Below are 25,000 nucleotides of genomic sequence, written 5' to 3' on the forward strand. Positions count from 1 at the left end.
TTTGTCTTTGTTACACACTATTTCACAATATCCGACAGCGGCCAGCGCGGTTTGACGTTGAACGCGCCCGCGGGCTGCCGCTCCTGCAACCTCATCGCGCCGGCGAAGGCAATCATCGCGCCGTTGTCGGTGCAGTATTCCATGGGCGGGAAGCAGACTTTGATTTTTTCTTCCTTAGGCTTGGGTTTGCCTTTTTCAGACGGCTTTTTGACGCTCAAGCGGGAAAATTCGTCGCGCAGCTTCCAGTTTGCCCCGACGCCGCCCGCGACGACCAAAGTTCTGAATCCAGTATCCAACAAGGCTTTTTTGGCTTTGGCGGCGAGGACGTCAATCACCGCGTCTTGAAACGCGCGGCAGATGTCGTTGCGCGTTTGCTCGGGGATTTCGCCATCGTTTTCGGCGCGGACTTTTTCGACGGCGGTCAGCACGGCGGTTTTTAAACCGGAGAAGCTCATCTGCAAATCGTGCGAATGGAGCATGGGGCGCGGGAACGCAAAGGCATCGGGGTTGCCCAGCTTTGCGAGTTCGGACAACTTCGCGCCGCCGGGATACGGCAAACCTAAGAGTTTGGCGGTTTTGTCGAACGCCTCGCCCGCCGCGTCGTCGACGCTTTCGCCCATCAGCGTGTAATCGCCGATGCCGCGCACCGCCATAAACTGTGTATGCCCGCCCGAAACCAGCAGGGCGACGAACGGAAATTCGGGTTTGTCGTCCGCCAAAAGCGGAGAGAGCAAATGGCCTTCGAGATGGTGGATGGGAATGACGGGTTTGTTCAAGGCAAACGCCAAAGCATTGGCGTAGCTCGAACCCGCCAGAAGCGCGCCGCCCAAACCCGGCCCTTGGGTGTAGGCGACGGCATCGATGTCGTCATAGGAAACGCCCGCTTCCTGCAAACAGCCCTGCGTCAGCGGGACGACGCGGCGGATGTGGTCGCGGCTGGCAAGTTCGGGGACAACGCCGCCGTATTCGGCGTGCATCGCCATTTGGGTGTGAAGATGGTGCGCCAACAGGCCGCGTTCGGTGTCGTAAAGCGCAACGCCCGTTTCGTCGCAGGATGATTCGATTCCGAGTACCAGCATGGTTTGAGGTCGTCTGAAAATAAGGATGCGGTATTTTAACGGATTTCGGGCAGTGTTCGCAGTCCATTGCTTGTTCTCCATAACGAAAAGGTCGTCTGAAACCCAAAAATCAGGTTTCAGACGACCTTTGGTCAACGTTTCTATCAGAAGCGGTAATTCACGCCCAAGGCGAACTCGCGGCCGCGCTCGTAGAAAGGGGTACGACCGTTGCCGTCGGGGAAGCGTTGGCTGTGCGAACGGTATTGCTTGTTGCCGATGTTGTTGACGGCGAAGTTGACGTTCAGGTTGTCTTTTTTCAGCGGCTGCCAGTTGGCGTAGATGTCGTGTACGCCGTAGCCTGATTTCTTGCCGTGTATCGTGCCTTGTCCGCGGGCGACGTCGGTGTATTTCACGCTTTGGGCGTAGCGGCCGCGCCAGCCGATTTCGAGTTTGGGGTTTTCAAACTGATAAGACAGGCCGGTCAGCCATTGGCGGCCGGTGTTCCAGAAGGTGAACGAGCTTTCGTGGTCTTCCGCTTGAATCGGGCTTTCGCCGTAGTACATTTCGCCGTTCAGACGCGGTTTGACGTAGGACACGCCGGCACGCGCGGTCAGGCCGCCCCAGCGGTAGGATGCGTCAAGTTCGTAGCCGTAGGTTTTGAGCGTGCCGCCGTTGTAAATCTTGCCGCGTTCGGTGATGGAGGCGGTGTTGTTGTTGATTTTTGCCCAACGATAGACGATGAGGTCTTTGATGCGTTGATGGAACACGCTGCCGCTGACGTTGAAGTTGTCGTTGCGCCATTTGAAGCCGAGTTCGGCGCGGCGGGCGGTTTCGGCTTTGAGGTTGCCGTCCAAATCGGCGGCGGCGCCTGCGCGTTCGTTAGCCAACAGGGCTTCGTTCAGGCGGGGCGCGCGGCTTGCCTGATTGAGGTTTGCTAAGAGCGAGAAGTTGTCGTTGATGTCCCAAATCGCGCCGATGCTGGGATTGAGCTGGCCGTGCGACGCGCTTTGTTTGCTGGCGGCGTTGTATTTGAAATGGTCGTAACGCAGGCCGGTGGTCAGGGTAACGGGGTGCAGGTTCCAAATGCCTTCCGCGTACACGCCGTATTCGGCTTTCTTCTCTTTGTCGCGGTCATACAGGCCCAGAATCTTCAGCCACGCGCCTTTGTCGGACGGCTCGGAGGTTTCGTGGCGGTAGTTGACGCCGTATTTCACCATGTGTCCGTCGCCGAAGGAGCTGGCGAGGTTCAGGTTGGCGCCGGTCGCTTTGATTTTGCTTAACTCAAGCTGGCCGATGGGAACGCCGCCTTGAGCCGTGCCGGAGGCGTGGGCTTTCGGGGAAGGCGCGCCTTTAGGCGGCTTGGTGTCGTCGGTGTTGATTTGGAAGACGTTGGCGTCGATTTTGTCGAGGAAGCCGACGTTGCGGCCGCGGTATTCCAGATTGTAGGATTGCTCTTTTTGATAAGTGCCGTCCACGCCGACGTAGCTGTCAACGTTTTGGAACTCGGCTTTGTCGGTGCGGTTGCCTTTTTGGTATTCCTGACGGTAGGTCAGGCGGATGCCGTGGTCGTCGTTGAAATCGTAGCCGAGTTTGGCAAGGTAGCTGTGCTGTTTCAGGCGACTGCCGCGGTTAACATTGCCGTTGCCGTCTTTGTAGTCGCGGTTGTTGAGGAAGTTGCCTGCAAACAAGGCATCGAAGCCGTTTTGATAGCCGTAAACCGCCGCGTTTCCGGTTGAGCCTTTATTGCTGCTCAAGCCTGCGCCGAGTTTGAAACCGAAAGGTTTGCCGTCGGTCAGCAGGTCTTTCGCGTCAACCGTCGTTACGCGGATGGTACCGCCGACCGCGCCCAAACCCGCGCTCGCCGCGCCCGTGCCTTTTTCGACGTTGATGCTTTTCACCAAAGCGGGGTCAAGCTGGAAGCGGCTTTGGTGGTGGAAAATTTTGGTGGATTGGCTGGTGCCGTCCACTTCCAAATTAATCTTGTCTTCGCCGACGCCGCGGATGCTGTAAAACTGCGCCACGCCGTTGCCGCCGCCGACATCCATGCCGATTTGGTCTTTCATGACTTGTTTCAAATCGGTCGAAGTTTCGCGGTCAAGCTGGTTGCGGGTAACGCGGGTCGGCACGGCAGTACCGGTAACGACGACTTCTTTCAGTTCGGCAGTCGCTTCGGGGCGGACGTTGTCTGCATGGGCAAAACCTGAAGACAGTGCCAGCACCATGATGCTGAAACGGAAGGCGGGGGAATGGGGGGATTTCATGTTCTTCCTCTAGTTGGGTGATTAAGGGGTATTGCGTTAAAGTAAGAGTGTATATTCTAATATTTTTTGATAATGATTTGCAAACAATATATATTACTCCGAGAATATTAATCATATTTTCAGAGGCCTACATTTTATTGATGCTCTTTAACCGAATGTGGCGGAAGCCGGATTTTCGGAAGGGCTGGCGATATTTTTGCTGTCGGCATCGCGTTGTTTGATGGCTGCGGCAAGGCCGGCTGGGATGGGAAACCTGTGTTTTAGGAAGAGGGGAGGTGTGATGCGGATATTTGGATGGAGGGATGGAACATAGAAAAAGGTCGTCTGAAACCCTGATTTGTGGTTTCAGACGACCTTTTTGTTTGCTTAGTCTGCTTGCAGCAGTTGTTTGTTGAGTTCCGCCTGTATCAGCAGGCCATGGGCGAAGTTGCGGCTGTCGGCGAGGATGAGTTTGCCGCCGTAGCGTTTGGCGATGGCGTCGGCGATGGAGAGTCCGAGTCCTGTGCCTTGCTGTTCCGTGCCGAGTATGCGGTAGAAGGCGTCGGTTACGCGGCTGCGTTCGGCGGAGGGGATGCCGGGGCCGTCGTCTTCCACCCAGATGGTGAGGGTGGTCGGGGTCTCGCTGAAACCTATATCGATGCGGCCGCCTGCAGGGGTGTAGCGGATGGCGTTGTCGGTGAAGGTTTTGATGAGGGTGTAGATTTCGGTGTCGTCGGCTCGGATGCGCAGGTCGTTTTCGACGGCGACACCGATGTCTTGCTGTTTGTTAAGGGCGAGGGGCATGAGTTCTTGTAGCACACGGCGGAACTGGGTTTGCAGGCTGATATCGGTCAGGTTGCGTTGGGTTTCGGAGCCTTGGGCGCGGGCGTGGGTCAGGAGCTGCTCGAGCAGGTGGCGGTTGCGCTGTATGCTTTGGAGGATGAGTCCGGTCTGTTCGCGGGCTTCGTCCGATTGGGGCAGCTTGGTGAGCCGTTCTGCCTGAAGGGAGAGGGCGGTCAGTGGGCTGCGCAGTTCGTGGGCGGCATCGGCGATGAAGCGTTGCTGGCGGCGGATGTTTTCGCCTGTGCGTTGCAGCAGTTGGTTGATGGCGGTAACGAAGCCTTGTATTTCGCTGGGCACGCCTTCTCCGTCCAGCGGCGAGAGGTCGTCTGAACGGCGTTTGCCGAGTGAGGCGGAAAGGGTTTTGACGGGGCGCATGGCGCGGTAGGTGATCCACACGGTCAGCAGGATCATGAGGGGCAGGGCGATGAGCAGCGGGAGGACGCTTTGGTAGGCGGCGGTGGCGGCGAGGTCGTCGCGGTATTCGGTTTCTTGGAGTACGGCGATTTTGCCTTGCGGGGTTTGGCGGATGTAGGCGCGGTATTCGTCGTCATCATCGTCATCGTCGTCGTCATCAACGCTGCCTTTGATGGTGTGGAATCCTTCGCCGAGTGTGTCGGACAGGGGGACGGTGTCTTCTTGTCCGAAGGTTTGGATGAGGATGTGGTTTTCTCTGCCTATTTGTGTGTAGTCGGTGGTTTTGGGGTTGATGTAGGCGGCGGTTTGGCGCAACAGGTCGTCCTGAAGCTCTTCGGCTTCATGGTAGGTTTGGTAATAGGAGAATGCGCCCGCGATGATGGACAAAGGCAGGAACATCAGTATCAGGGCGATGCTGATACGGACTTGCAGGGATTGTTTGAGGGTCTGGATAAAGTGATGCATAGTGTGTTTGGTAAGGCTGTTTTAGGTTTTGTTATAGTGGATTAACTTTAAAGCAGTACGGCGTTGCCTCGCCTTAGCTCAAAGAGAACGATTCTCTAAGGTGCTGAAGCACCAAGTGAATCGGTTCCGTACTATCTGTACTGTCTGCGGCTTCGTCGCCTTGTCCTGATTTAAAGTTAATCCACTATATTGATTATGGCATGGGCGGGCATGGATGCGCGGATTGGGGTTTCAGACGACCTCTTTGGCAACCAGCCAGCCTACGCCGCGTACGTTTTGGATGTGTTCTTTGCCGAGCTTTTTCCGTAGGGCGTGGATGAGGAAATCGACGGCGTTGCTCTCGACTTCTTCGCCCCAGCCGTAGATTTTGTCTTCAAGGTCGCTGCGGGAGAGGATGATGCCGGGGCGCATCATGAGCGCTTGAAGGACGGCAAATTCTTTGTTGCTCAGGAGGACGGGTTTGTTTTCTCCTTTGACTTCGACTTGGTAGGTGGCAGGGTTGAGGGTGAGCGCGCCGTTGGTCAGCAGGGTTTGGCTGTGGCCGCTGTGGCGGCGCAGGACGGCGCGCATACGGGCTTGCAGCTCCGCCATGTCGAAGGGTTTGACGATGTAGTCGTCGGCGCCGCCGTCCAGTCCGTTGAGGCGGCTGTGGAGGTCGTCGCGGGCGGTAACGATGAGGACGGGGGTTTGGCTGCCTTCGTGTCGGATTTGGGTGAGGACGTCCAACCCGTCTTTGCCGGGCAGGCCGAGGTCGAGCAGCAGCAAGTCGTAGTTCTGCGCCTGAAGGGCGGTAGAAACTTGGCTGCCGTTTTTGACCCAGTCGACGGCATAGCCGCTGTCTTTGAGGTTGGCGGCTATGGCTTGGGCAATCATATTGTCGTCTTCTGCAAGCAATACGCGCATGGTGTTCTCCTTAATCAGCGGGAAGGATAGCAGGGGAAAATTAGGAAGGGTTTAGCGGGAGGTCGTCTGAAAGGGGCGGCTGGTTTTCAGACGACCTTTTGTTGCTTTTCCGTACTTGATTGGGTTTCCTTCGGCGTGGGTTCTGCCGGGTATGGTGGACATTTTCTTCTAAAGGAATACTGCGTTTGAATGGTCTGCCGATTTTGCCAAAAGGTCGTCTGAAAACCCCGATTCCGTTTTCAGACGACCTTTTGTCTTTACAGCAACACAATATCGTACTGTTCCTGCGTGTAAGCAGTTTCGACTGCCAGCGAAATCGGTTTGCCGATAAAGTCGATGAGCATCGCCAGCGATTGTGATTCTTCGTCGAGGAAGAGGTCGATGACGTTGGGCGCAGCAAGAATGCGGAAGGACTGCACGTCGTAACGGCGGGCTTCGCGGACGATTTCGCGCTGGATTTCGTAGCAGATGGTCTGCGGCGTTTTCAGACGACCCCTGCCTTGGCAGGAGGGGCAGGGTTCGCAGAGGATTTGGCTGAGGTTTTCGCGCGAGCGTTTGCGGGTCAGCTCGACCAAACCCAAGCTGGTGAAACCGTTGAGGGTAACGCGGGTGCGGTCGAAGGCGAGGGCTTTGGCAAGCTCTTGCAACACGGCTTCGCGGTGCGCTTCCTGCGCCATGTCGATGAAGTCGATGATGATGATGCCGCCAAGGTTGCGCAACCGTAATTCGCGGGCGATGGTGTGGCAGGCTTCGAGGTTGGTGCGGAAGATGGTTTCGTCGAAGTTGCGCGCGCCGACGAAGCCGCCGGTGTTTACGTCTATCGTGGTCATGGCTTCGGTGGACTCGATGATCAGGTAGCTGCCGAAGTTGAGGTTGACGCGCGGTTGCAGGGCGCGGCTGATTTCCTGCTCGACGTTGTGGGTTTCAAATAGCGGGCGTTCGCCTTTGAACAACTCTATCCTGCCCAATGCGCCGTGAACATATTGCTCGGCGAAGCGGGTCATGCGGCGGTGGTTTTCGGTTGAATCGACCAGGATTTTTTGCGTGTCGAGGCTGAACATGTCGCGCAATACGCGCAGGCTCAAAGGCAAATCCTGATAAAGCAGGGTTTCCGGCGGCTGGATTTTTGCTTGTTCTTGAATGTGTTCCCAAACTTTGGTCAGGTAGTGGATGTCGGATAGAAGCTGCTCGTCGGTCGCGTTTTCGGCGTTGGTGCGGATGATATAGCCGTGGCACGCGTCTTCGGGCAGCAGGTTGGTCAGGCGTTCGCGCAGGCTGTGGCGTTCGGCATCGTCTTCGATGCGCTGGGAAATACCGATGTGGTCTTCCTGCGGAAGGTGGACGAGGAAACGCCCGGCCAGCGAGATTTGAGTGGAAAGGCGCGCACCTTTGGTGTTAATCGGGTCTTTGATGACTTGCACCAAAACCGACTGCCCTTCAAACAGCATGTGTTCGATGCGCTGGGTTTCGTCGGGGTTGCGGCGTTGTTCGAGGACATCGACGATGTGCAGAAACGCAGCGCGTTCCAAACCGATGTCGATAAACGCGCTCTGCATTCCGGGCAACACGCGGCGCACCACGCCCAGATAAATATTGCCGACCAGACTATGGCCGCTGTTGCGCTCTATATGCAGCTCGCAGATATTGTTTTCTTCCAACACTGCCACGCGCGTTTCCTGCGGCGTAATGTTGACGAGCACGGTTTCGGGCGGACGGATGGCGTCCTTCGGGATGGGGATTCCTGAAAGCATGGTTTTAGTTCCTGATTTTTAATAAGAAATATAGTAGATTAAATTTGAACCAGACTGATGTTGCCCAAACCCGGAAATAATCGGCTGATTGTGTTGCTGTTCTGACTCAAATTTAATCTACCACCCGCTTGCCGTCGGTTTTGTGGAAAATATAGTGGATTAACTTTAAACCAGTACGGCGTTGCCTCGCCTTAGCTCAAAGAGAACGATTCTCTAAGGTGCTGAAGCACCAAGTGAATCGGTTCCGTACTATCTGTACTGTCTGCGGCTTCGTTGCCTTGTCCTGATTTAAATTTAATCCACTATAAATGGCAAAAGCGGTTCGGATTGCCGTTTATCATACTTTAAAAACGGCGTTTTGGCACATGGGCGGCAGGCAGCCCTCACGCCCCGAAAACAAAGATTCAGGCAAAATAGCCGATTTCAAGTATTGTAAAATAAACCATATGCCCATATAGTGAACCCCATTAGAACTCTGAAAACAATCATGCAAACCGTTACGATGTACACAGGCGCGTTCTGCCCCTACTGCACCATGGCTAAAAAGCTGCTGCATTCGCTGGGCGTCGCCGAAATCAACGAAATCCGCGTCGATCGCAGCCCCGAAGCCTTTGCCGAAATGCAGCAGCTTTCCGGGCAGCGCAGCATACCGCAAATTTTCATCGGCGATACCCACGTCGGCGGTTTTACCGATTTGTACGGCCTGCACCGCGAAGGCAGGCTGGATTCTTTATTAAACCCGTAACTTTAAACCCAACTAGGAAAACAAAATGAGCGAAGAATTGCAACCCGTATTCAGCATCGAACGCCTGTTCGTCAAAGACCTGTCTTTGGAAGTGCCCAACGCCCCCCAAATCTTTTTGGAACAAGGCGAGCCTGAAGTCGATATGCGCGTTTCCACCAACAGCGAGAAGCTGGAAGACGGCTACTACAACGTTGACGTAACCGTTACCGTAACCGCCAAACTCAACGCCGAACGCACCATGTTCCTCAACGAAGTGACCCAAAGCGGCATCTTCCGTCTGGAAAACATCCCTGAAGAAGACGTTCAACTGCTCTTAGGCGTAGCCTGCCCGAACATCCTCTTCCCTTACGCACGCGAAGCCATTTCCACCAGCGTAACCCGTGCCGGTTTCCCGCCCGTACTGCTCGCTCCGATCAACTTCGAAGCCATGTACCAGCAACAACAAGAAGGCAACGCATAATCCGCGTTCCCTGTTTGTCAAAAGGTCGTCTGAAAAATGTTTCAGACGACCTTTTTGTATGGCGGATTCCAATAACACGATACTTTGTTTGCCCGTTATAGTGGATTAACTTTAAATCAGTACGGCGTTGCCTCGTCTTAGCTCAAAGAGAACGATTCTCTAAGGTGCTGAAGCACCAAGTGAATCGGTTCCGTACTATCTGTACTGTCTGCGGCTTCGTCGCCTTGTCCTGATTTAAAGTTAATCCACTATATTTGCGTTTGAGGCGGAGTGGGGCGGTTGATGGGCATTTTCTGTTTTGTTCACCGTAAACCCTTGTGGGTGTGATGAAGCGGATGAACAAAAAAAGGAGGCAATCCCCCACAGGATTGCCCCAATACCTCAAATCAGAGATTTACGCTTCACAAACAATACAGGCTTTCGCCTGCGGCTTTACCTGCACGGCTCAACTCCGTGCGGGTAAACTTTTGTTCCGAGGGAGTGAGTCTCGAAACATCCACTTGCAAGCTGGAAGCTTGCAGTAGGAAACCGGAGTATCAAATCTTGCCGGTACGGCTGTAATTTGATGTAACGAAATTTACGCGAAAATTTTGGGTTTGCCAAGTGGTTCACATTATTTTTTTATGTAAAATATATATTTATAATATTCCAATATTTATAAAAAATACAAAATATAATTCTATTAATTTTAAATTTTTATAAATATTAAAATTATATTTTTATAAATTTGGCATTATATTCTTCAAAGGATGGTTGGTGCAATTGATTTTTTAAAAATGTTATTTTATAACGCTTTGATTTTAAATCAAATTAAATTTAATATGTTAATCAAAATTTTGCATCATATTTATGTTTTACGGGAAATACGCCGGTTTTTTCCTCTGTTTCCCGTTTAATGGGGCTGAATATCCATTTTATCCAAAGAGTTAATGTGAAAAATTCTCAATTGAAGATTTGTTACTATCGTTGTTAATTTTCGATTTAATAGAAATGATAAAAGCCCGAATATGACGAGCTTTGCTTTTTGTTGTAACTGTATGTAATTCAATACAATCCCTGTTCGCCTTCGGGACGGGTTTTGAAGCGTTTGTGCAGCCAGAAATACTGCTCGGGATTTTCCCTTGCCTGCGCTTCGATAAAGTCGTTCATGCGTTGGGTGTCGGCTACAACGTTGTCTGAAGGGAAGTTTTCCCATGCCGGATAGAAACGCAGCGTAACGGTGTTGTCGGCATTGCGCGTGGGGATGGCGGGGATGACTTTGGCTTTCGTCATGCCGGCGATGCGGCTTAAGCCTGTAATCGTGGCGGTGGGGATGCCGAAGAAGTTGACGAAGATGGAGTCGTTGCGGCCGAAATCTTGGTCGGGCAGATAAAGGAAGGGGGCGTCGCTTTTGCGCAGTTGCTTGATAATCGCGCGCAGGCCTTCGGTGCGGCCGATGAGGAAGACGTTGTTGTAGCGGTGGCGGCCTTTGAGGATTTGTTCGTCCAACGCTTTGTTTTTTTGGTGCGAATACATGCTGGTCAGCGGCACGTCCTGATTGAGGGTGTAAACCGCCATTTCAAATGCGGTGAAATGCGGATAAAGCAGGATGACTTTTTCGCCCGCCGCGAGTGCGTCATCAAGATGGTGTTTGTCTTGATAATGCACGAGTTTGCGCAGCCTTTCGGCAGGCGCGTACCAATACAGGCCGTATTCGAGCATCAGCTTCGCCATGTGTTGAAAATGGCGTTTGAGCACGGCTTTGCGCTTGTCTTCGCTCCATTCGGGAAAGCATTTTCTGAGGTTGGTCTCGCCGACTTTGCGGCGCGGTTTGACGGCGTAATAGGCAAGGATGCCCACTGCGTCGGCGATTTTGTGTATGGCCTTGAAGGGCAGGAGCTGAATGAGGTAGAGGAGGAAAAAGGCGGCTTTCATGGCGGCTGTTGAGGAATGGGGCGGGAAAAAGGGAATTATAACGGAAAGGGCTGTTTTTCAGGCGGATTGAGGTGGGGAAGAGGGAAGGATTGGCGGCATTTTTGAAACCGGTGTTTTCAGGAGACGCGGTCTGTCTGCGGGCATGGTTTCAAATTTGCCTGCGGATGGGCAGGGTTTGTTATTTGAAAAAACGGCCGCAGCAGGCTTTGAATTTTTTGTGCGAACCGCAGATGCAGTCTTGTTTCATGCCGGGTAAGGGCGTGGTCGGGTCGATGAAATACCAGCGGTTGTCGATTTTGACGAAGGCGGATAATTCATGATGGCACGCTGTTTCCTGACCGTCTTGAAAATAGGCTTTGAATTCGACTTGGGCATGTTGTTTGCCGACATTGGCGTGTTGTATGACTTCCAAACCCAGCCAATGGGTCGTCTGACTCCATGCCAGCATATCGGCTTGGTCGAGCAGGTGTTGTTGGGATGGGACAGTCGTTTCAACGATATAGGCGATATCGTGCAAAACATAGGCGCTGTATCTGGAGCGCATCAGCTGTTCGGCGGTTTGCGGCAGGCTTTCGTGACGGTGGAACGGGGCGCAACAGTCGTTGTAGGTTTGTCCTGAAGAGCAGGGGCAGGTTTGGGGAGCGGTCATTTTGGTTTGGGGCGGGTAGTGTTTGGAAAGGTTTGCGGTTTGGCTGTCGGGGATTCAATCGACTAATTTTTTGCCTAAGATGACAACATCGGCTTGCTGCGTTCCTAAGTCGCATACGGCGGGCAATCGCCCCCATTCCGTAAAGCCGAACTGGTGAAATAGGTGCAGGCTGGGGTAGTTGTGTCCGAAGATGACTGCCAATATGTTTTTAATGCCCAAGGACGGTGCGCGTTCGAGCACATTTTGCAGCAGGATTTTGCCTACGCCGATACCGCGCGCGTCATGGCGGACATAGAGGCTGATTTCTGCGCTAATGTGATAGGCATGACGCGGGTAGTAGTCGCTGAGGCTGCACCACGCCAAAACCGTACCTTCGTGATTTTTCAATACATACAGAGGCCGCTTGCCGCCGTGCGCGTCGAACCATGGTTCGCGTTCGGCAATGCTGACAGGCGTCAGGTCTGCAGTGGATTGGCGGGCGGCTATGGTGCTGTTGTAAATCTCGACAATGTCGGGCAAGTCGGTTTTGGCGGCTTCGGTGATGGTGTATTGCATTCAGACGACCTTAACAGGCTATTGAATCAGTTTGGAAACGGTTTTGAAGGTGGGGTGGCGCGCGTCGCCCAACAATTGGAACAAAATGCTTTCCACATTGGAAACGGTGGCGCGGGCTTCGCGCATTTGCGCCAGACCGTTTTCTTTGTTTGCGGGGGAACGGGATGTCGTGCATTCAAAGGGGACGTAAACATTGAAACCTTCCAAGCGCAAATCCAATACGGTTTGCAACATACAAATATGGGTTTCTGCACCGATTAAGATGATGTTTTGAACGGCTGCCTGCGTCAGAATCGCGTGCGTTTCGGGGGGGAAGGCGGAGAAACGGGTTTTTTCGATAAAAGGCGTAGTTTCGGGCAGCAGCAGCGAGACGGCGGGAACCGTTTTGCCTAAGCCTTTCGGATATTGCTCGGTCACGGCAAACGGGACGCCTAAGGCGTGAAGCCCCTGTATCAGGATACGGCTGTGGTGCAACATATCGTCTTTGTCGTGCAGGGCGGGGAGGAGGCGTTCTTGGATGTCGATAATCAGACACAGGGTGTTTTCGGGATTCATAAATATTCCTTTCGCGCCAAGTGGAGGGTGTATTCCATTATAGCGAAAGCCGGTGTGTCTGTAATGGCTGCGGTTTTGATGGGCGCGTTTTCATTTTGCGCAGGATGGTAAAGCTCCGGATGGCGAGGCGCGGCTTCGGTTTGACGCGCATCTGCCATTAAAAGCATGTGCGGTCGGCATGGGAAGTTTGAATCTGATTTCACATTTTTCAGACGACCCTTTGCATGAATTTTCTTTCTTAATTCAAACACAAACTTTTAGGACGGTAGAATTCGCCTTGCACTAACCCTTCCCGCCTGCTTGTGCAGAAGGGATGTCATATAAGGAGCATTTCATAATGAAGAAAATTCTGATTTTGTCTTTACTCGCACTGCCTGCGTTTGCTGCGGCGGAAGTTCATTTTTACGGCGATTTGAAAGCCGGAGTGGAAGCTTCCAGCACCCAATACGGCAGCCACAGAATTTCCAATAACGGCGTAAGCGACATGGGCAGCTATGTCGGTATGCGCGGTTCGCATCCTATCGGCGGCAGCAATGATGTATTGTGGCAGATCGAACAAGATACGCCCTTGGGTTCGAAAACCGGTGTCAAAGACACTTGGCGCAGCCGCAACCAAGGCAGCGGAGAAACTTATATCGGCTTCGGGCGTTAAAAGAAATAAGGTTCTATCCCGGTTAAGATAAGCAACAGGTCGTCTGAAAACGTTTCGCATGGGGGCGGATGTTTTCAGACGACCTTTTTGTCTATATTTAGGAGCGCGTTTGTATTCGCACTGACTTGCAATGGGAAGATTGGTACTGTGTTTGACCGATACCCCGCTATCACTGGTTTTGACGGCAGAAGCGGAGCTTGCAAACCAATCTTTTGATTAAACGCTTTATTTAGCCTGAGCGGTTTTTTGTTCTTGGATAATCCATTTGGCCAAATCCGTACCCAAAGCTTTGGCCGTCCGGTTCAGGACGGAACAAGAACCTTTAAAACCGCCAAACATGCCGCCCATAGAATTGCGGGATAATGTGGTTTTTTTGACTTGTTTGCCGTCAATATACAAAGTCACAGAAACAGCCAAGCCCTTGGCGTGTCCCACAAAGGCATTGCCTGCGCTCATGGCGGAAGTGATGGCGATGTCTGCGTAAGTGTCTTGTTTCAGGCCGTCGCGAACGACGGTCACCCCGCTTTTTGTCGCGCTTTCCTGCAAGGATTCGGACATGATGCTGCCGATTTCTAAACACTCGGATACGATGCGGTTATCAATCTCTTCTTTATCGCGATAGGGGATGCTTTCATCAATATGAACATCGGCACCGGCGAATGCGGAAGCGGATAAGAAGGCGGCAATGAGGAAGCGTTTGGCAAACATGATGGATACCCGAGATGAAATGTTAAAAAGAGTGAATATTCTATAATGTTATTTTTACTTAATCAATATAGATTGAATGGGTAAATCGATGGAATGCCGGGCCGGAAGTTTTGCTGAAATTTAGGTATGCTTTTTTGCTTGTAGATCAGAAAAAATAACGGCTGCCCGAGTGACTTCCAAAATTTTTTGAAACTGCTTGAGAAGGCATTTATGGGGTATTGGGGCGGTGGGTTTGCTGTTTTTGGCGCAGTGCCGTAATCTGCTCTTTGAACTATATTATAATGCGCTGATTGTTTTTATTAGATTAATCTGACATGACCGCTTATACGCAACAGCTCGACCAAAAAATCCAATACTTGCAACAGCTTTTCCAAGGTCTCGATTTCCCTGAAATCGAAGTCTTCGAATCTCCCGAACAGCATTATCGGATGCGCGCCGAATTCCGCATCTGGCACGAAGGCGGCGAAATGTTTTACGCCATGTTCGAGCGCGGGCAGAAAGCAAGCGGCGCAAGCCTGATACGTTGCGACCAATTTCCCGCCGCCTCCGAGTCCATCAATGCCTTGATGCCCAAGCTCATCGAAGCCGCTGCACAAAATCCCGAACTCAAAAACCGTTGGTATGCCGTAGAATTTCTGTCTGCACTGAGCGGCGAGATGCTCGTTACCATGATTTACCACAAAAAACTGGGCGAAGCGTGGCAGCGTGCCGCCGAAACCTTGGCGCGTGAATTGGGCATCCATATCATCGGTCGGAGTAGGGGGCAGAAAATTGTTTTGACTCAAGACTATATAACCGAAGAGCTGAACGTAAACGGCAAAACCTTCCGCTACCGCCAAGTCGAAGGCAGTTTCACCCAGCCCAACGCCCGCGTGTGCGAAAAAATGCTCGGTTGGGCGTGCGATGTCGCGCAAAACCTGAGCGGCGACCTGCTCGAACTCTACTGCGGCAACGGCAATTTCACCTTGCCGCTCTCACAGCATTTCCGTCAGGTTTTAGCGACCGAAGTGTCCAAAACTTCCGTTTATGCCGCACAGTGGAACATCGAAGCCAACCGGCGGGACAACATCAAAATCGCCCGCCTCTCCGCCGAAGAATTTACCGAAGCCTATACGCAAAGCCGCGAATTCCGCCGCCTGCAAGAGCAGGGCATCTCGCTGAAAGATTATGGTTTTTCCGCCATTTTTGTCGACCCGCCCCGCGCCGGCGTCGATGAAGAAACCCTTAAGCTGGTTTCGCAGTTTGACAACATCATTTATATTTCCTGCAATCTCGAAACCCTGCGTGCTAACCTCGACACCCTCTGCCGAACCCACGCCGTCAAACGCGCCGCCCTGTTTGACCAGTTCCCGTTTACGCACCATATCGAAAGCGGCGTTTATTTGAAGAAGAAATAAAGAAGCGGATTTGAAGAAGGTCGTCTGAAAGTTTTCAGACGACCTTTCGTTTTATATAGTGGATTAAATTTAAATCAGGACAAGGCGACGAAGCCGCAGACAGTACAGATAGTACGGCAAGGCGAGGCAACGCCGTACTGGTTTAAAGTTAATCCACTATAGAATCTTGAGCAAATCCGAAGGCGATGCGATGCGGTGGTCGAACGGCCAAGTTTCGGTTTGGTCTTCGGCGGCGATATAGCCCCAATCGGCAAGTACGGTTTTCATGCCCGCGTTGCGTCCGGCCTGCATGTCGCGTTCGGCGTCGCCGACGTAAACCGTGTGTTGCGGATCGGCATGGATTTGTTCGCACGCATACAGCATGGGTTTGACGCTGGGTTTGGATTCGCCGCAGGTGTCGCCGCTGACGACGACGGCGGGCGGGATGACGAAGCCGAGTTTGGGGACGAGTTTGTCGGTGAAGCGCATGGGTTTGTTGGTGATGATGCCCCATTTGATACCGCGTCTGTCGAGTTCGGCAATCATTTCGTTCACGCCGTCGAACAGCGTGGTTTTATCGGCATAGCAAAGGCTGTATGCTTCAAGGCACTCTTGCCGCCATGCTGCGAAATCAGGATGTTCGGCAGTCATGCCGACGCCGATTTTCAACAGGCCGGCTACGCCGTGGCTGGCATACGGGCGGATTTCCGCGATGCTTTTTTCGGGCAGGTTGTGGCGGCGCAATACGGTGTTGAGTGCGCCGCCGAGGTCTAGGGCGGTGTCGGCGAGCGTGCCGTCGAGGTCGAACAATACGGCTTGTATCATATGTTTTCCTTTGGTTTTTCGATGGGGTCGTCTGAAAAGGATTTCAGACGACCTTTGGGTTTAGTGGTGGTGATGGTGCGTGCTGTCGGTTTCGTTGGCACACAAGACGCTGTCGGGATGCGGGTGGTGTTCGCTTTCGATTTGGATGGTGCAGTGTCCGATGTTTTTGTGGGACAACTCGTGTTCGATGCGGTAGGCGATTTGCTCGGATTCGGCAACGGTCATGCTGCCGTCCACGACGATGTGGCAGGATAATACGTTGATATTGCTGGTAATCGTCCAGACGTGTAAGTCGTGGACGGATTTGACGCCGTCGGTATTGCGGATGACGGCGAGCAGGTCGTCGGTGTGGATGTTTTCAGGCGCGCCTTCCATGAGGATGTGCAGCGTTTGCTTGAGCAGGCTCCAGCCGCTGCGTCCGACCAACGCGGCCACGAACACGCTAGCGAGCGGATCCGCCCATTTCCAGCCGAACGCCATCATGAGTACGGCGGCGGCAATCGCGCCGACCGAGCCAAGAAGGTCGCTTAAAACGTGCAGATACGCGCCGCGCATGTTGACGTTGGCTTCGGTGTCGCTGTTTTTCAGCATGTAAACAGCCACGCCGATGTTGACCAGCAGGCCGACGACGCTGATGACGAGCATCCCCAGCGTGGCGATTTCGGGCGGATAAAGCAGGCGTTTGACGGCTTCGTAGAAAATCAGCACGGCGATAACCACCAGCGACAAGCCGTTAAACATGGCGGTGAGGATTTCGAAACGTTTGTAGCCGAAGGTCTTTTGCAGCGTGGTTTCTTTTTCGCCGAGTTTGAACGCCCACAACGCCACGCCTAAGGAAAATGCGTCGCTGAACATATGCCCTGCGTCGGAAAGCAGTGCGAGCGAGTGGGTCAGCCAGCCGCCGAACGCCTCCAGCAGCATAAAGGCGGCGATGATGATGAACGACACGCGCAATACTTTTTTGTTGGCGGTATGCGTGTGGGCGTGTGCGTGATGATGGTGTTCGTGATGGTGAGTCGACATAACGTTCCTCAATAGAGGTCGTCTGAAAATCCGGATTCGGGGTTTTCAGACGACCTTTTTGCCTTGTTTCAAACCCTGCTCGAAATCTTCCAACATATCCAATTCGAAGCGGCTGAAGCCTGCTTTTTCGCGCGCTTCGATGTTCACATAGCCGCGGAAGATAAACATATCGTAACGGGCAATCAGACTGCGGAACAAGGCGACAGGTTCCAAACCGCGTTCGCGGCAGAGGTGTTGATACCAATGGTTGCCGATAGCGACATGGCCCACTTCGTCGCGGTAAATGATGTCCAACACGCCGCAGGTTTCCGAATCGCCGCGCTGTTCCACCTTCGCGCGTATCCCCGGCGTAACGTCCAGCCCGCGCGCCTCCAACACGCGCGGCACCAACGCCATACGCAACAGCGGGTCGTAGGCGGTTTTATACGCCATGTCCCACAAATGGTTGTGCGCCTCGAAATCGCCGTAATCGAAGCCGAAAGCGCGCAGCCTTTCGCGCATCAGGCGGAAGTGGTACACCTCTTCCTTCGCCACCCGTACCCAGTCACGCACAAACTGAAACGGCAGCGTGCGGAAACGGTATGCCGCGTCCAAAGCCAGATTGATGGCGTTGAACTCGATATGCGCAATCGCGTGCAGCATCGCCGCATAGCCTTCGACCGTGTTCATCTTGCGCGGCGTCAGTTGCGACGGCGCGACCAAAACAGGCTTTGGCGGCCTTCCTGCGTGGCGGAAGTCCAGCGGCGCAGCGTTTGCTTCAGCACCGTCCATGTTCTGAACGGCGGCAAACGCCTCGTCCGTCAGCCGTCCTTTTTCATCGGGGTCGTCTGAAAGCAGGGCAAGTTCCAGCAAGGCATAAATATCAGGTTTCATTCCAAGTCCGCCGTTTTTCGGAAAACAAACATTATAGCGTTTAAAAAAAACAATATAAGGAATATAATCTTTACAATTTGGCGTTGCGCGTCAAAAACCATTAAATACCACAGTTTGCACAGTCGGCATACATTAAAGAATTGTGAAACCCGATTGTCTTTTCCGCAGGAAAAAATCCCGCAGCTTCAAAAAATTAGCCCTCGGGAAACACTGTTTGCAAAATGTAAACCGCCCATAAGCGGCTTGCATTGTTATTTTGTAACATCGATACTGGGCGCCACACCCCTTCCAACAAGGAAAAATAATGATGAAACAACACAACCTGTTCAAATTCCTCACCGCTTCCGCCCTGACCGCGACCATCGGTTTCGCACAGGCAGGCGCAGTGGATGCACTCAAGAAATTCAACAACGACGCCGACGGTATCAGCGGCAGCTTCACCCAAACCGTCCAAGGCAAAAAGAAAACCCAAACCGCACACGGCACGTTCAAAATCCTGCGTCCGGGCCTCTTCAAATGGGAATACACCAAACCCTACAAACAAACCATCGTAGGCGACGGTCAAACCATTTGGCTCTACGACGTTGATTTGGCACAAGTGACCAAGTCCGCCCAAGACCAAACCATCGGCGACAGCCCCGCCGCCATCCTTTCCAACAAAAACGCCCTTGACAGCAGCTACTCCCTCAAAGAAGACGGTTCGTCCAACGGCATCGACTACGTCTTGGCAACACCTAAGAAAAACAACGCCGGCTACCAATACATCCGCATCGGTTTCAAAGGCGACAACCTCGCCGCCATGCAGCTGAAAGACAGCTTCGGCAACCAAACCTCCATCAGCTTCGGCGGCTTGAACACCAAGCCCAACCTCTCGCGCGGCGCATTCAAGTTCACCCCGCCCAAAGGTGTGGATGTGTTGAGCAACTGATTGTTTGATCATAAAAAGGTCGTCTGAAAGGTTTCAGACGACCTTTTGTTTTTGAAGTTGTCGGTGATGCGTGTTTGAGTGGAAAACGCCTCTAGCCGACACAATCCGGATTTGAGGTTGCCGGTCGGATGGCAGGTAGGAAAAGTTCAAAGCGTCGTAACAAAGCGGATACCAAAAGGTCGTCTGAAAATATTTCAGACGACCCCGTTCGTTTATATAGTGGATTAACTTTAAACCAGTACGGAGTTGCCTCGCCTTAGCTCAAAGAGAACGATTCTCTAAGGTGCTGAAGCACCAAGTGAATCGGTTCCGTACTATCTGTGCTGTCTGCAGCTTCGTCGCCTTGTCCTGATTTAAATTTAATCCACTATACTTCAGGCTTTTTCGCCAACATGGTAACAAACTTAAACTGTATCGGATTGCCCGCCGCATCTTTCGCATGCATGGCGCCGAGTTCCTCTTTGTATTCGGCAATCTCCCAGTCGCGGTAGTATTCGCGCAACTCGCCTTCTTTAAATTTAAACGGGAAAGGCATAGGGCAGGGGAAGTCTTCAGTGTCCATCGCCGAAACGATCAGGTTGTAGCCGTCCGGGTTGGTGTGTGCCTGCATATCGGCAATCACTTGCGGCATGAAACGCGGATACAGGAACATAAACACAACGGTCGCCACGATATAGTCGAAATGATCTTGAAGGTTGGCGGCATTCAAATCATATTCCACCGCCCGCACGTCCAAGCCCTCGATGCGCGCCAACTCGTTGACGTTTTGCACCGCCTGCGGATTGTTGTCCACGGCGGTTACGTCAAATCCTTTCAAACCTAAAAACAGCGCATTACGCCCCTGACCGCAGCCCATATCCAAAGCCTTGCCCGCAGGAACGATATTTTCAGCCGCCACTACCGCCGAATGGGTCGCGCTCATGCCGTATTTCTTATTGAAATAATCTTTTGCTGCGCAATAAAGCGAGAGTTTGATTTCCGTGTCGTCCGTCAAAGGCTCGACCGTAAACTGTTGCTGCGGCGCGATCATGTGATCGCCGTCTTCGGCAGTCAGCTCGACAGAAGCATTATCAGCTTCCGTTAATTTCAGACGACCTTGCAACACGTTCAGGCAAGCCCATTCCCCTTCGTCAAACGCATGACCCACCCGCAGCGCGTCGGGAATCTCGTCTGCCTGCCAAACCGGCAGTTCCTGATAGCAAAAAAGCGCCATTTGTCCATCCATCGTCGGTTCCTTCCAATCTGTTTTTGATAAGGTGCATATTATATGCCTGTTTTGATCAGGGCATTGAATTATCGGTTTGCCTGCTGACGCATTTGAAGAATCGGGTTGCTGCAAACTGCTTATTTTCAGTTTGTGTGCTGCCCGTCTAACCTGATTTTCAGGCGAGGATGGCAGACCGTCGGATTTGTTTTCAAGAATTTGGTTTTTCGCGGGAAGACTAGTATAAAATCCCACTTTATTTTTTCTCCCCATCCTTATCCCATGCGCCTGACCCACATCAAACTCTCCGGCTTCAAATCTTTTACCGACCCGACCACGATTCATGTTCCGGGGCAGCTTGTTGCGGTTATCGGGCCGAACGGCTGCGGCAAGTCGAATGTGATTGACGCGGTGCGCTGGGTGTTGGGCGAGGCTTCGGCGAAGCAGCTTCGCGGCGAGAGTATGCAGGACGTGATTTTTAACGGTGCGGCGACGCGCCGTCCTGCGCCGAGGGCTTCGGTGGAACTGGTGTTTGACAATAGCGACCACAGTTTGCAGGGTGCGTGGGGGCAGTATGCCGAGGTGAGCATCAAGCGGCAGCTGACGCGTCAGGGCGAATCGACTTATTTCATCAACAATCAGACCGTGCGCCGCCGCGACATTACCGATTTGTTTCTGGGTACGGGCGTGGGCGCGCGCGGTTATGCCGTTATCGAGCAGGGGATGATTTCGCGCATCATCGAAGCGCGGCCGGAGGAGTTGCGCGCCTATATCGAGGAGGCGGCGGGCGTGTCCAAATATAAGGAACGCCGCAAGGAGACGGAAGGTCGTCTGAAAGACACGCGCGAGCATTTGCAGCGTTTGGGCGATTTGCAGAACGAGTTGGCGCGTCAGGTGGAAAAGCTGGAGAAACAGGCGGAAACCGCCGAACGCTACAAATCCCTGACCGCGCAGTTGAACCAACAACAGGATTTGCTTGATTACGCCCAATGGCAGCAATCGCTTGCCGCCGCCGACAAAGCGACCGCGCAGCATCAGTCTTTGCAGGCGCAGCAGGACGAAACCGCCGCGCAGGTTCAGGCGTTAAATGACGAAGTACACGCCTTGCAGACCGCCGAACAATCGCAGCAGCAGGCGGTACACGAATTGAGCAACAAACGCGGCGTATTGCGCGAGCAGATTGCCCGTTTGGAAGAACAAATCCGCCATCAGCAAAACCTGCACCAACGCATCGAACGCGACAAGCAGGCGGCGCAGGCGCAGATGCAGCGCATCCATCAGGAGCAGCAGCAAATCCGCGTGCAGCTTGAAGAAAACGAATTGCAGGCCGAAGAAAAGCAAACCGAGTTGGCGGAATGGGCGATGCAGGTTGCCGAACACGAAGAGCATCTGCCCGAATTGGAAGAAGCCCAAGCCACGCTCAACGCCGCCTTCCAAACCCAGCAGGACGAGGCAAACCGCATCCGCCGCGAACTGGCGTTGAAGCAGCAGCAGCTTGCCCATGCCGAACAAACCGTTGCCAAGCACGAAGAGCGCAAAGGTCGTCTGAAACAGGAAAACCAAGCCTTAAACCTGCCCGACGAAGCCGAAACCGCCGCCGCGCAGGAAGCCGCCGCCTTGTTGCAAAGCCAGCAAGAGCATTACGAAGAACAAATCATTGCCGCCGAAGAAGCCTTACACGCCGCCCGCGAGGCGTTTCAGACGGCCTCAAGCCGCTTCCAAAGCCTGAAGCAGCAACACATTACCTTGCAGGCGCAGCAGCAGGCGTTGTCGCAAATCCTGTCGCAACAGCAGGAAGCCGCCGACTTTTGGCAGGCAACCGACCACGCCGCCGCGCCGCAACTGTGGCAACACATCACCGCGCCCGCCGAGTGGCAACACGCCTTGTCCGTCATCCTTGCCGAACGCCTGCACGCCCGCGCCGTGCCGCACGGCTTCGTGCCGCCCGCGCCTTTGCCGCAGGGGCAGGCGGCATGGCTTTCAGACGACCTCTCCGGCGGCATCAAAAAATCCCTGCCCGTACAGGCATTGTTGAACCAAATCCAAGCGCAGCCGCCGTTTCAGACGGCATTGCACCACTGGCTCGACGGCGTATTGTGCGCACCCGATTTGAGCTACGCCCTCGCACATCAAAGCGATTTGGGCGCACACCAAATCTGGCTCACACCCGAAGGCCATCAGGTTGATAAGGTTAGCGTCCTGCTCTATGCCAAACCCGCGCAGGAAAGCCTGATTGCCCAAAAAGCACGCCTCGACGGCATTGCTTCCGAACTGGAAAACCTCGCCCCCGAACTCTCCGCCGCCGAAGCCGCGTTCAAACAGGCGGATGCCGCCGTGCGCTCGTCTGAAACGCAGCATAAAAACCTGATGCAGCAGCAACAGCAGCACACGCGCCAATACAGCCAAGCGCAGCAACGCGCCGCCGAACTTCTGGCGCGCACCAACCAAGGGCAAATCCGCCGCGAACACATCGAGCGCGAACTGGCGCAGTTGGCGGAAGAACAGACCGTGTTGCAACACACGTCCGACGGGCTTTCAGACGACATCGCTACTTTGCAGGAAGCCGCTGCCGAACTCGAACGCCAACAGCAAACCACCGCACACAGCCGCCAAGAGCAGCAAGGCCGTCTGAAACAGGCGCAGCTTGCCCTGTTGGAAGCCAACCGCCAATACGGGCTTGCCGAAGTCGCCGTCCACAAACTCAACCAGCAAAAACAAAACTACCAACAGCAAATCGCCCGGCTCGAACAGCAAACTCTGGACTGGCAGGAACGCCAGCAAGAGCTTGCCCTCGCCTATGAAACCGAGTTCCAAAACGACGAGCAGCACATCAAGCTCGACGAATTGACTGAAGCCGTGCACACGCTGGACGAAGAATACATCGCCGTACAGGAGAAACTCGCGCAGATTCAGGAACAGGGCAGGGAGCAATACGCCCGCGTACAAACCCTGCAAACCAAGCTGCCGCAGCTTCAGGCCGCCACCCAAACCGCCCTGTTGCAGCAGCAGGAAGCCCTGATCAACGCCAAACGCTACCATCAAAACCTGACCGAACGCGCCGCCGATTTGGACGCGCTCGAAGCGTTGGCGAAAGAATCGCCGAAAGTATTGAACAGCAGCATCGGCAACCTCACCCAGCAAATCGAAGCCCTCGGCGCCGTCAACCTCGCCGCCCTGCAAGAACTCGAAGAAGCGCGCGAACGCGACGGCTACTACCGCAGCCAGAGTGAAGACGTACAGGCCGCCATCACCCTTTTGGAAGAAGCCATCGCCCAAATCGACGACAAAACCAAAGAGCGTTTCAAAGAAACCTTCGACGCCGTCAACGGCAAAGTCCAAACCTTCTTCCCCACCCTGTTCGGCGGCGGCGAAGCCACCCTCAAAATGATAGGCGACGACCTCCTGACCGCCGGCGTGTCCATCATGGCGCGCCCGCCCGGCAAGAAAAACAGCACCATCCACCTTCTCTCCGGCGGCGAAAAAGCCCTCACCGCCATGAGCCTCGTGTTCGCCCTGTTCAGCCTCAACCCCGCCCCCTTCTGCCTTCTGGACGAAGTCGACGCCCCGCTGGACGATGCCAACACCTCGCGTTTCTGCAACCTGGTCAAAGAAATGTCGGCGCAAACCCAGTTCCTCTACATCTCCCACAACCGCCTGACCATGGAAATGGCGGAACAGCTCGTCGGCGTAACCATGCAGGAAAAAGGCGTCTCGCGCGTCGTTGCTGTGGACATCAAACAGGCGTTGGAAATGGCGGAGCCGTGATGAGGTGGGGGAATCTTGATTGAGTTTGATACGGAAAGGTCGTCTGAAAAACGAAATTAGATTTCAGACGACCTTTTCGTGAATTGAAACAGGGCGTTGGATTCAGATTTCAAACTGCTATTGTTTGAGGGATTAAATTCGTCTCAATACAAAGATTCAAAGAATTGCACCAACCGAGCCAGATTTTATAGGGGTAAACATGAACGAAACCGAACAAGTTTGTTTTAATGAAAAACGTAGGCAGCATTTTTTGAGTGAGGAAAGATTTAATAAATTTAATAATTATTTTCTGGAAGCTATTCCTGAATATAATAAATGGAAACTCTCAGATGATTTGGCATTAAGATTTTTATCTAGGCAACAAGCAGAAACCTACTGGGATTATTTGAAAATTATATATACAGCAGGTAAACCGATAGAGGATTTAATTCCTATTCTAGAAAAATTTTTAGCTTCAGAGGAAGAGATAACCAAATTCTGGCAGCAAAACAAAGTGAAATTAAACGATATCGGCTACTATACCAGCCCAATGCCGTGGTGTGATGGTGAGCATTACCTTAAAACGCTGCACCTTATCGCGCTGTGCTACCTCCTGCAACGCGAAGACCTGCTCCCGCGCCTACTCGAAGTCATCCTTGCCAATGCAGAAGGCGATTTAGAACCTGATTCCACTATTGAAGACTTTTTGGACTACCATTTTAAAAATCGTCCCGATCCGGATTATGTCCAAATGGGCAAACACGCCATTTTATTCGGCGAAGCTATGCGCGGCGAAACCAAAGAAGAACAACTGGAAGAACTCAACGCCTACCTCAAAGATTGGTATCGCAAAATGGTCGGTATGAGCGACCTTGAATACCAGTCCCACCTCGAACCAGAACAGAACGGTTATTGCGGCTACTGGGCATTCGAAGTCGCCGCCATCGCTTATCTTGACGATTTGGACGATACCGAATTGCGCCAATCTCCTTACTACCCAAAAGATATTGTTGACTGGGCAAGGGAGCAGAAGCGAAAGCGTGAAACCAAAGGTAAAGCTGATTAGTTTGGAAAAGGTTAAAGATTAAAAGGTCGTCTGAAACCGAACAGCAGAA

22 protein-coding genes are annotated in these 25,000 nt (G+C 53.1%); 7 read left to right on the forward strand and 15 right to left on the reverse strand.

Going from position 1 to position 25,000, the window contains the following annotated elements; translation table 11 throughout:
* Positions 1 to 17: 17 nt before the first annotated feature.
* The 5 genes from tsaD to H3L95_RS00490 all read right to left on the reverse strand — a co-directional run bounded on the left by tsaD (position 18) and on the right by H3L95_RS00490 (position 7,674).
* Positions 18 to 1,079 (reverse strand): tRNA (adenosine(37)-N6)-threonylcarbamoyltransferase complex transferase subunit TsaD, encoded by a 1,062-nt coding sequence (tsaD, locus tag H3L95_RS00470; protein ID WP_040667817.1) that lies wholly within the window; start codon positions 1,077 to 1,079, stop codon positions 18 to 20.
* Positions 1,080 to 1,222: 143 nt separating this feature from the next.
* A complete protein-coding gene (locus H3L95_RS00475) occupies positions 1,223 to 3,319 on the reverse strand; it encodes a TonB-dependent receptor plug domain-containing protein (protein WP_040667819.1) in 2,097 nt (698 codons plus the stop codon).
* Positions 3,320 to 3,685: 366 nt separating this feature from the next.
* Positions 3,686 to 5,020: an ATP-binding protein gene (locus tag H3L95_RS00480; protein ID WP_003755100.1), complete on the reverse strand. Its 1,335-nt coding sequence runs from the start codon at positions 5,018 to 5,020 to the stop codon at positions 3,686 to 3,688.
* Between the two features lie 231 nt (positions 5,021 to 5,251).
* Positions 5,252 to 5,923: a response regulator gene (locus H3L95_RS00485; protein WP_003755102.1), complete on the reverse strand. Its 672-nt coding sequence runs from the start codon at positions 5,921 to 5,923 to the stop codon at positions 5,252 to 5,254.
* Between the two features lie 257 nt (positions 5,924 to 6,180).
* A complete protein-coding gene (locus tag H3L95_RS00490) occupies positions 6,181 to 7,674 on the reverse strand; it encodes an Rne/Rng family ribonuclease (RefSeq protein WP_003755105.1) in 1,494 nt (497 codons plus the stop codon).
* Positions 7,675 to 8,161: 487 nt separating this feature from the next.
* On the opposite strand from H3L95_RS00490, the gene grxC reads away from it, so the two are divergent.
* Positions 8,162 to 8,419: a glutaredoxin 3 gene (gene grxC, locus H3L95_RS00495; RefSeq protein ID WP_003741129.1), complete on the forward strand. Its 258-nt coding sequence runs from the start codon at positions 8,162 to 8,164 to the stop codon at positions 8,417 to 8,419.
* Between the two features lie 25 nt (positions 8,420 to 8,444).
* A complete protein-coding gene (gene secB / locus H3L95_RS00500) occupies positions 8,445 to 8,879 on the forward strand; it encodes a protein-export chaperone SecB (protein WP_003755109.1) in 435 nt (144 codons plus the stop codon).
* A 1,044-nt stretch (positions 8,880 to 9,923) separates the two neighbouring features.
* Here secB and H3L95_RS00505 read toward each other — a convergent pair.
* From H3L95_RS00505 to H3L95_RS00525, 5 genes are all read right to left on the reverse strand, one after another.
* Positions 9,924 to 10,793, reverse strand: a complete 870-nt coding sequence (locus H3L95_RS00505; protein ID WP_003755116.1) for a lipid A biosynthesis lauroyl acyltransferase — start codon at positions 10,791 to 10,793, stop codon at positions 9,924 to 9,926.
* A 178-nt stretch (positions 10,794 to 10,971) separates the two neighbouring features.
* A complete protein-coding gene (locus H3L95_RS00510; protein ID WP_003755118.1) occupies positions 10,972 to 11,442 on the reverse strand; it encodes a YchJ family protein in 471 nt (156 codons plus the stop codon).
* A 54-nt stretch (positions 11,443 to 11,496) separates the two neighbouring features.
* Complete coding sequence (locus H3L95_RS00515) at positions 11,497 to 11,997, reverse strand: GNAT family N-acetyltransferase (protein WP_003755120.1); 501 nt, start codon at positions 11,995 to 11,997, stop codon at positions 11,497 to 11,499.
* Between the two features lie 18 nt (positions 11,998 to 12,015).
* Entirely contained in the window at positions 12,016 to 12,552 is a 537-nt protein-coding gene (locus H3L95_RS00520) for an isochorismatase family protein (RefSeq protein ID WP_003755122.1), read from the reverse strand.
* Entirely contained in the window at positions 12,549 to 12,719 is a 171-nt protein-coding gene (locus tag H3L95_RS00525; protein ID WP_003755123.1) for a hypothetical protein, read from the reverse strand. Before H3L95_RS00525 ends, H3L95_RS00520 begins: the two co-directional genes overlap by 4 nt.
* Positions 12,720 to 12,889: 170 nt before the next feature.
* On the opposite strand from H3L95_RS00525, the gene H3L95_RS00530 reads away from it, so the two are divergent.
* Positions 12,890 to 13,204, forward strand: coding sequence for a porin (locus tag H3L95_RS00530; protein ID WP_040667820.1), 315 nt, complete (start codon positions 12,890 to 12,892; stop codon positions 13,202 to 13,204).
* A gap of 225 nt (positions 13,205 to 13,429) precedes the next feature.
* Here H3L95_RS00530 and H3L95_RS00535 read toward each other — a convergent pair whose 3' ends face one another.
* Positions 13,430 to 13,912, reverse strand: coding sequence for a hypothetical protein (locus H3L95_RS00535; RefSeq protein ID WP_003755128.1), 483 nt, complete (start codon positions 13,910 to 13,912; stop codon positions 13,430 to 13,432).
* 314 nt (positions 13,913 to 14,226) lie between these two features.
* On the opposite strand from H3L95_RS00535, the gene trmA reads away from it, so the two are divergent.
* A complete protein-coding gene (trmA, locus tag H3L95_RS00540; protein ID WP_003755129.1) occupies positions 14,227 to 15,309 on the forward strand; it encodes a tRNA (uridine(54)-C5)-methyltransferase TrmA in 1,083 nt (360 codons plus the stop codon).
* Positions 15,310 to 15,465: 156 nt separating this feature from the next.
* Here trmA and H3L95_RS00550 read toward each other — a convergent pair whose 3' ends face one another.
* Genes H3L95_RS00550 through H3L95_RS00560 form a run of 3 tightly spaced genes read right to left on the reverse strand, consistent with a single transcriptional unit; the run spans position 15,466 to position 18,009 of the window.
* The gene (locus H3L95_RS00550) at positions 15,466 to 16,113 is read right to left on the reverse strand and encodes an HAD family hydrolase (RefSeq protein WP_003755132.1); all 648 of its coding nucleotides are present in this window, start codon (positions 16,111 to 16,113) and stop codon (positions 15,466 to 15,468) included.
* A gap of 60 nt (positions 16,114 to 16,173) precedes the next feature.
* Positions 16,174 to 17,136, reverse strand: a complete 963-nt coding sequence (locus tag H3L95_RS00555) for a cation diffusion facilitator family transporter (RefSeq protein WP_003755134.1) — start codon at positions 17,134 to 17,136, stop codon at positions 16,174 to 16,176.
* Positions 17,137 to 17,181: 45 nt separating this feature from the next.
* Positions 17,182 to 18,009: a ferritin-like domain-containing protein gene (locus H3L95_RS00560; RefSeq protein ID WP_003755135.1), complete on the reverse strand. Its 828-nt coding sequence runs from the start codon at positions 18,007 to 18,009 to the stop codon at positions 17,182 to 17,184.
* Between the two features lie 304 nt (positions 18,010 to 18,313).
* Between H3L95_RS00560 and lolA the strand changes: the two genes are divergently transcribed.
* Positions 18,314 to 18,937, forward strand: a complete 624-nt coding sequence (gene lolA / locus H3L95_RS00565) for an outer membrane lipoprotein periplasmic chaperone LolA (RefSeq protein ID WP_003755137.1) — start codon at positions 18,314 to 18,316, stop codon at positions 18,935 to 18,937.
* A gap of 367 nt (positions 18,938 to 19,304) precedes the next feature.
* Here lolA and tehB read toward each other — a convergent pair whose 3' ends face one another.
* Positions 19,305 to 20,162, reverse strand: a complete 858-nt coding sequence (gene tehB / locus H3L95_RS00570) for an SAM-dependent methyltransferase TehB (RefSeq protein ID WP_040667822.1) — start codon at positions 20,160 to 20,162, stop codon at positions 19,305 to 19,307.
* Between the two features lie 261 nt (positions 20,163 to 20,423).
* On the opposite strand from tehB, the gene smc reads away from it, so the two are divergent.
* The gene (gene smc / locus H3L95_RS00575) at positions 20,424 to 23,906 is read left to right on the forward strand and encodes a chromosome segregation protein SMC (RefSeq protein WP_003755145.1); all 3,483 of its coding nucleotides are present in this window, start codon (positions 20,424 to 20,426) and stop codon (positions 23,904 to 23,906) included.
* Positions 23,907 to 24,105: 199 nt separating this feature from the next.
* Positions 24,106 to 24,951 carry a PoNe immunity protein domain-containing protein gene (locus H3L95_RS00580; RefSeq protein ID WP_003755147.1) on the forward strand — a complete coding sequence of 282 codons (846 nt, stop codon included), beginning with the start codon at positions 24,106 to 24,108 and terminating at the stop codon, positions 24,949 to 24,951.
* The last annotated feature ends 49 nt before the right edge of the window (positions 24,952 to 25,000 follow it).

The organism is Neisseria sicca, from assembly GCF_014054945.1.
Lineage (GTDB): Bacteria > Pseudomonadota > Gammaproteobacteria > Burkholderiales > Neisseriaceae > Neisseria > Neisseria sicca.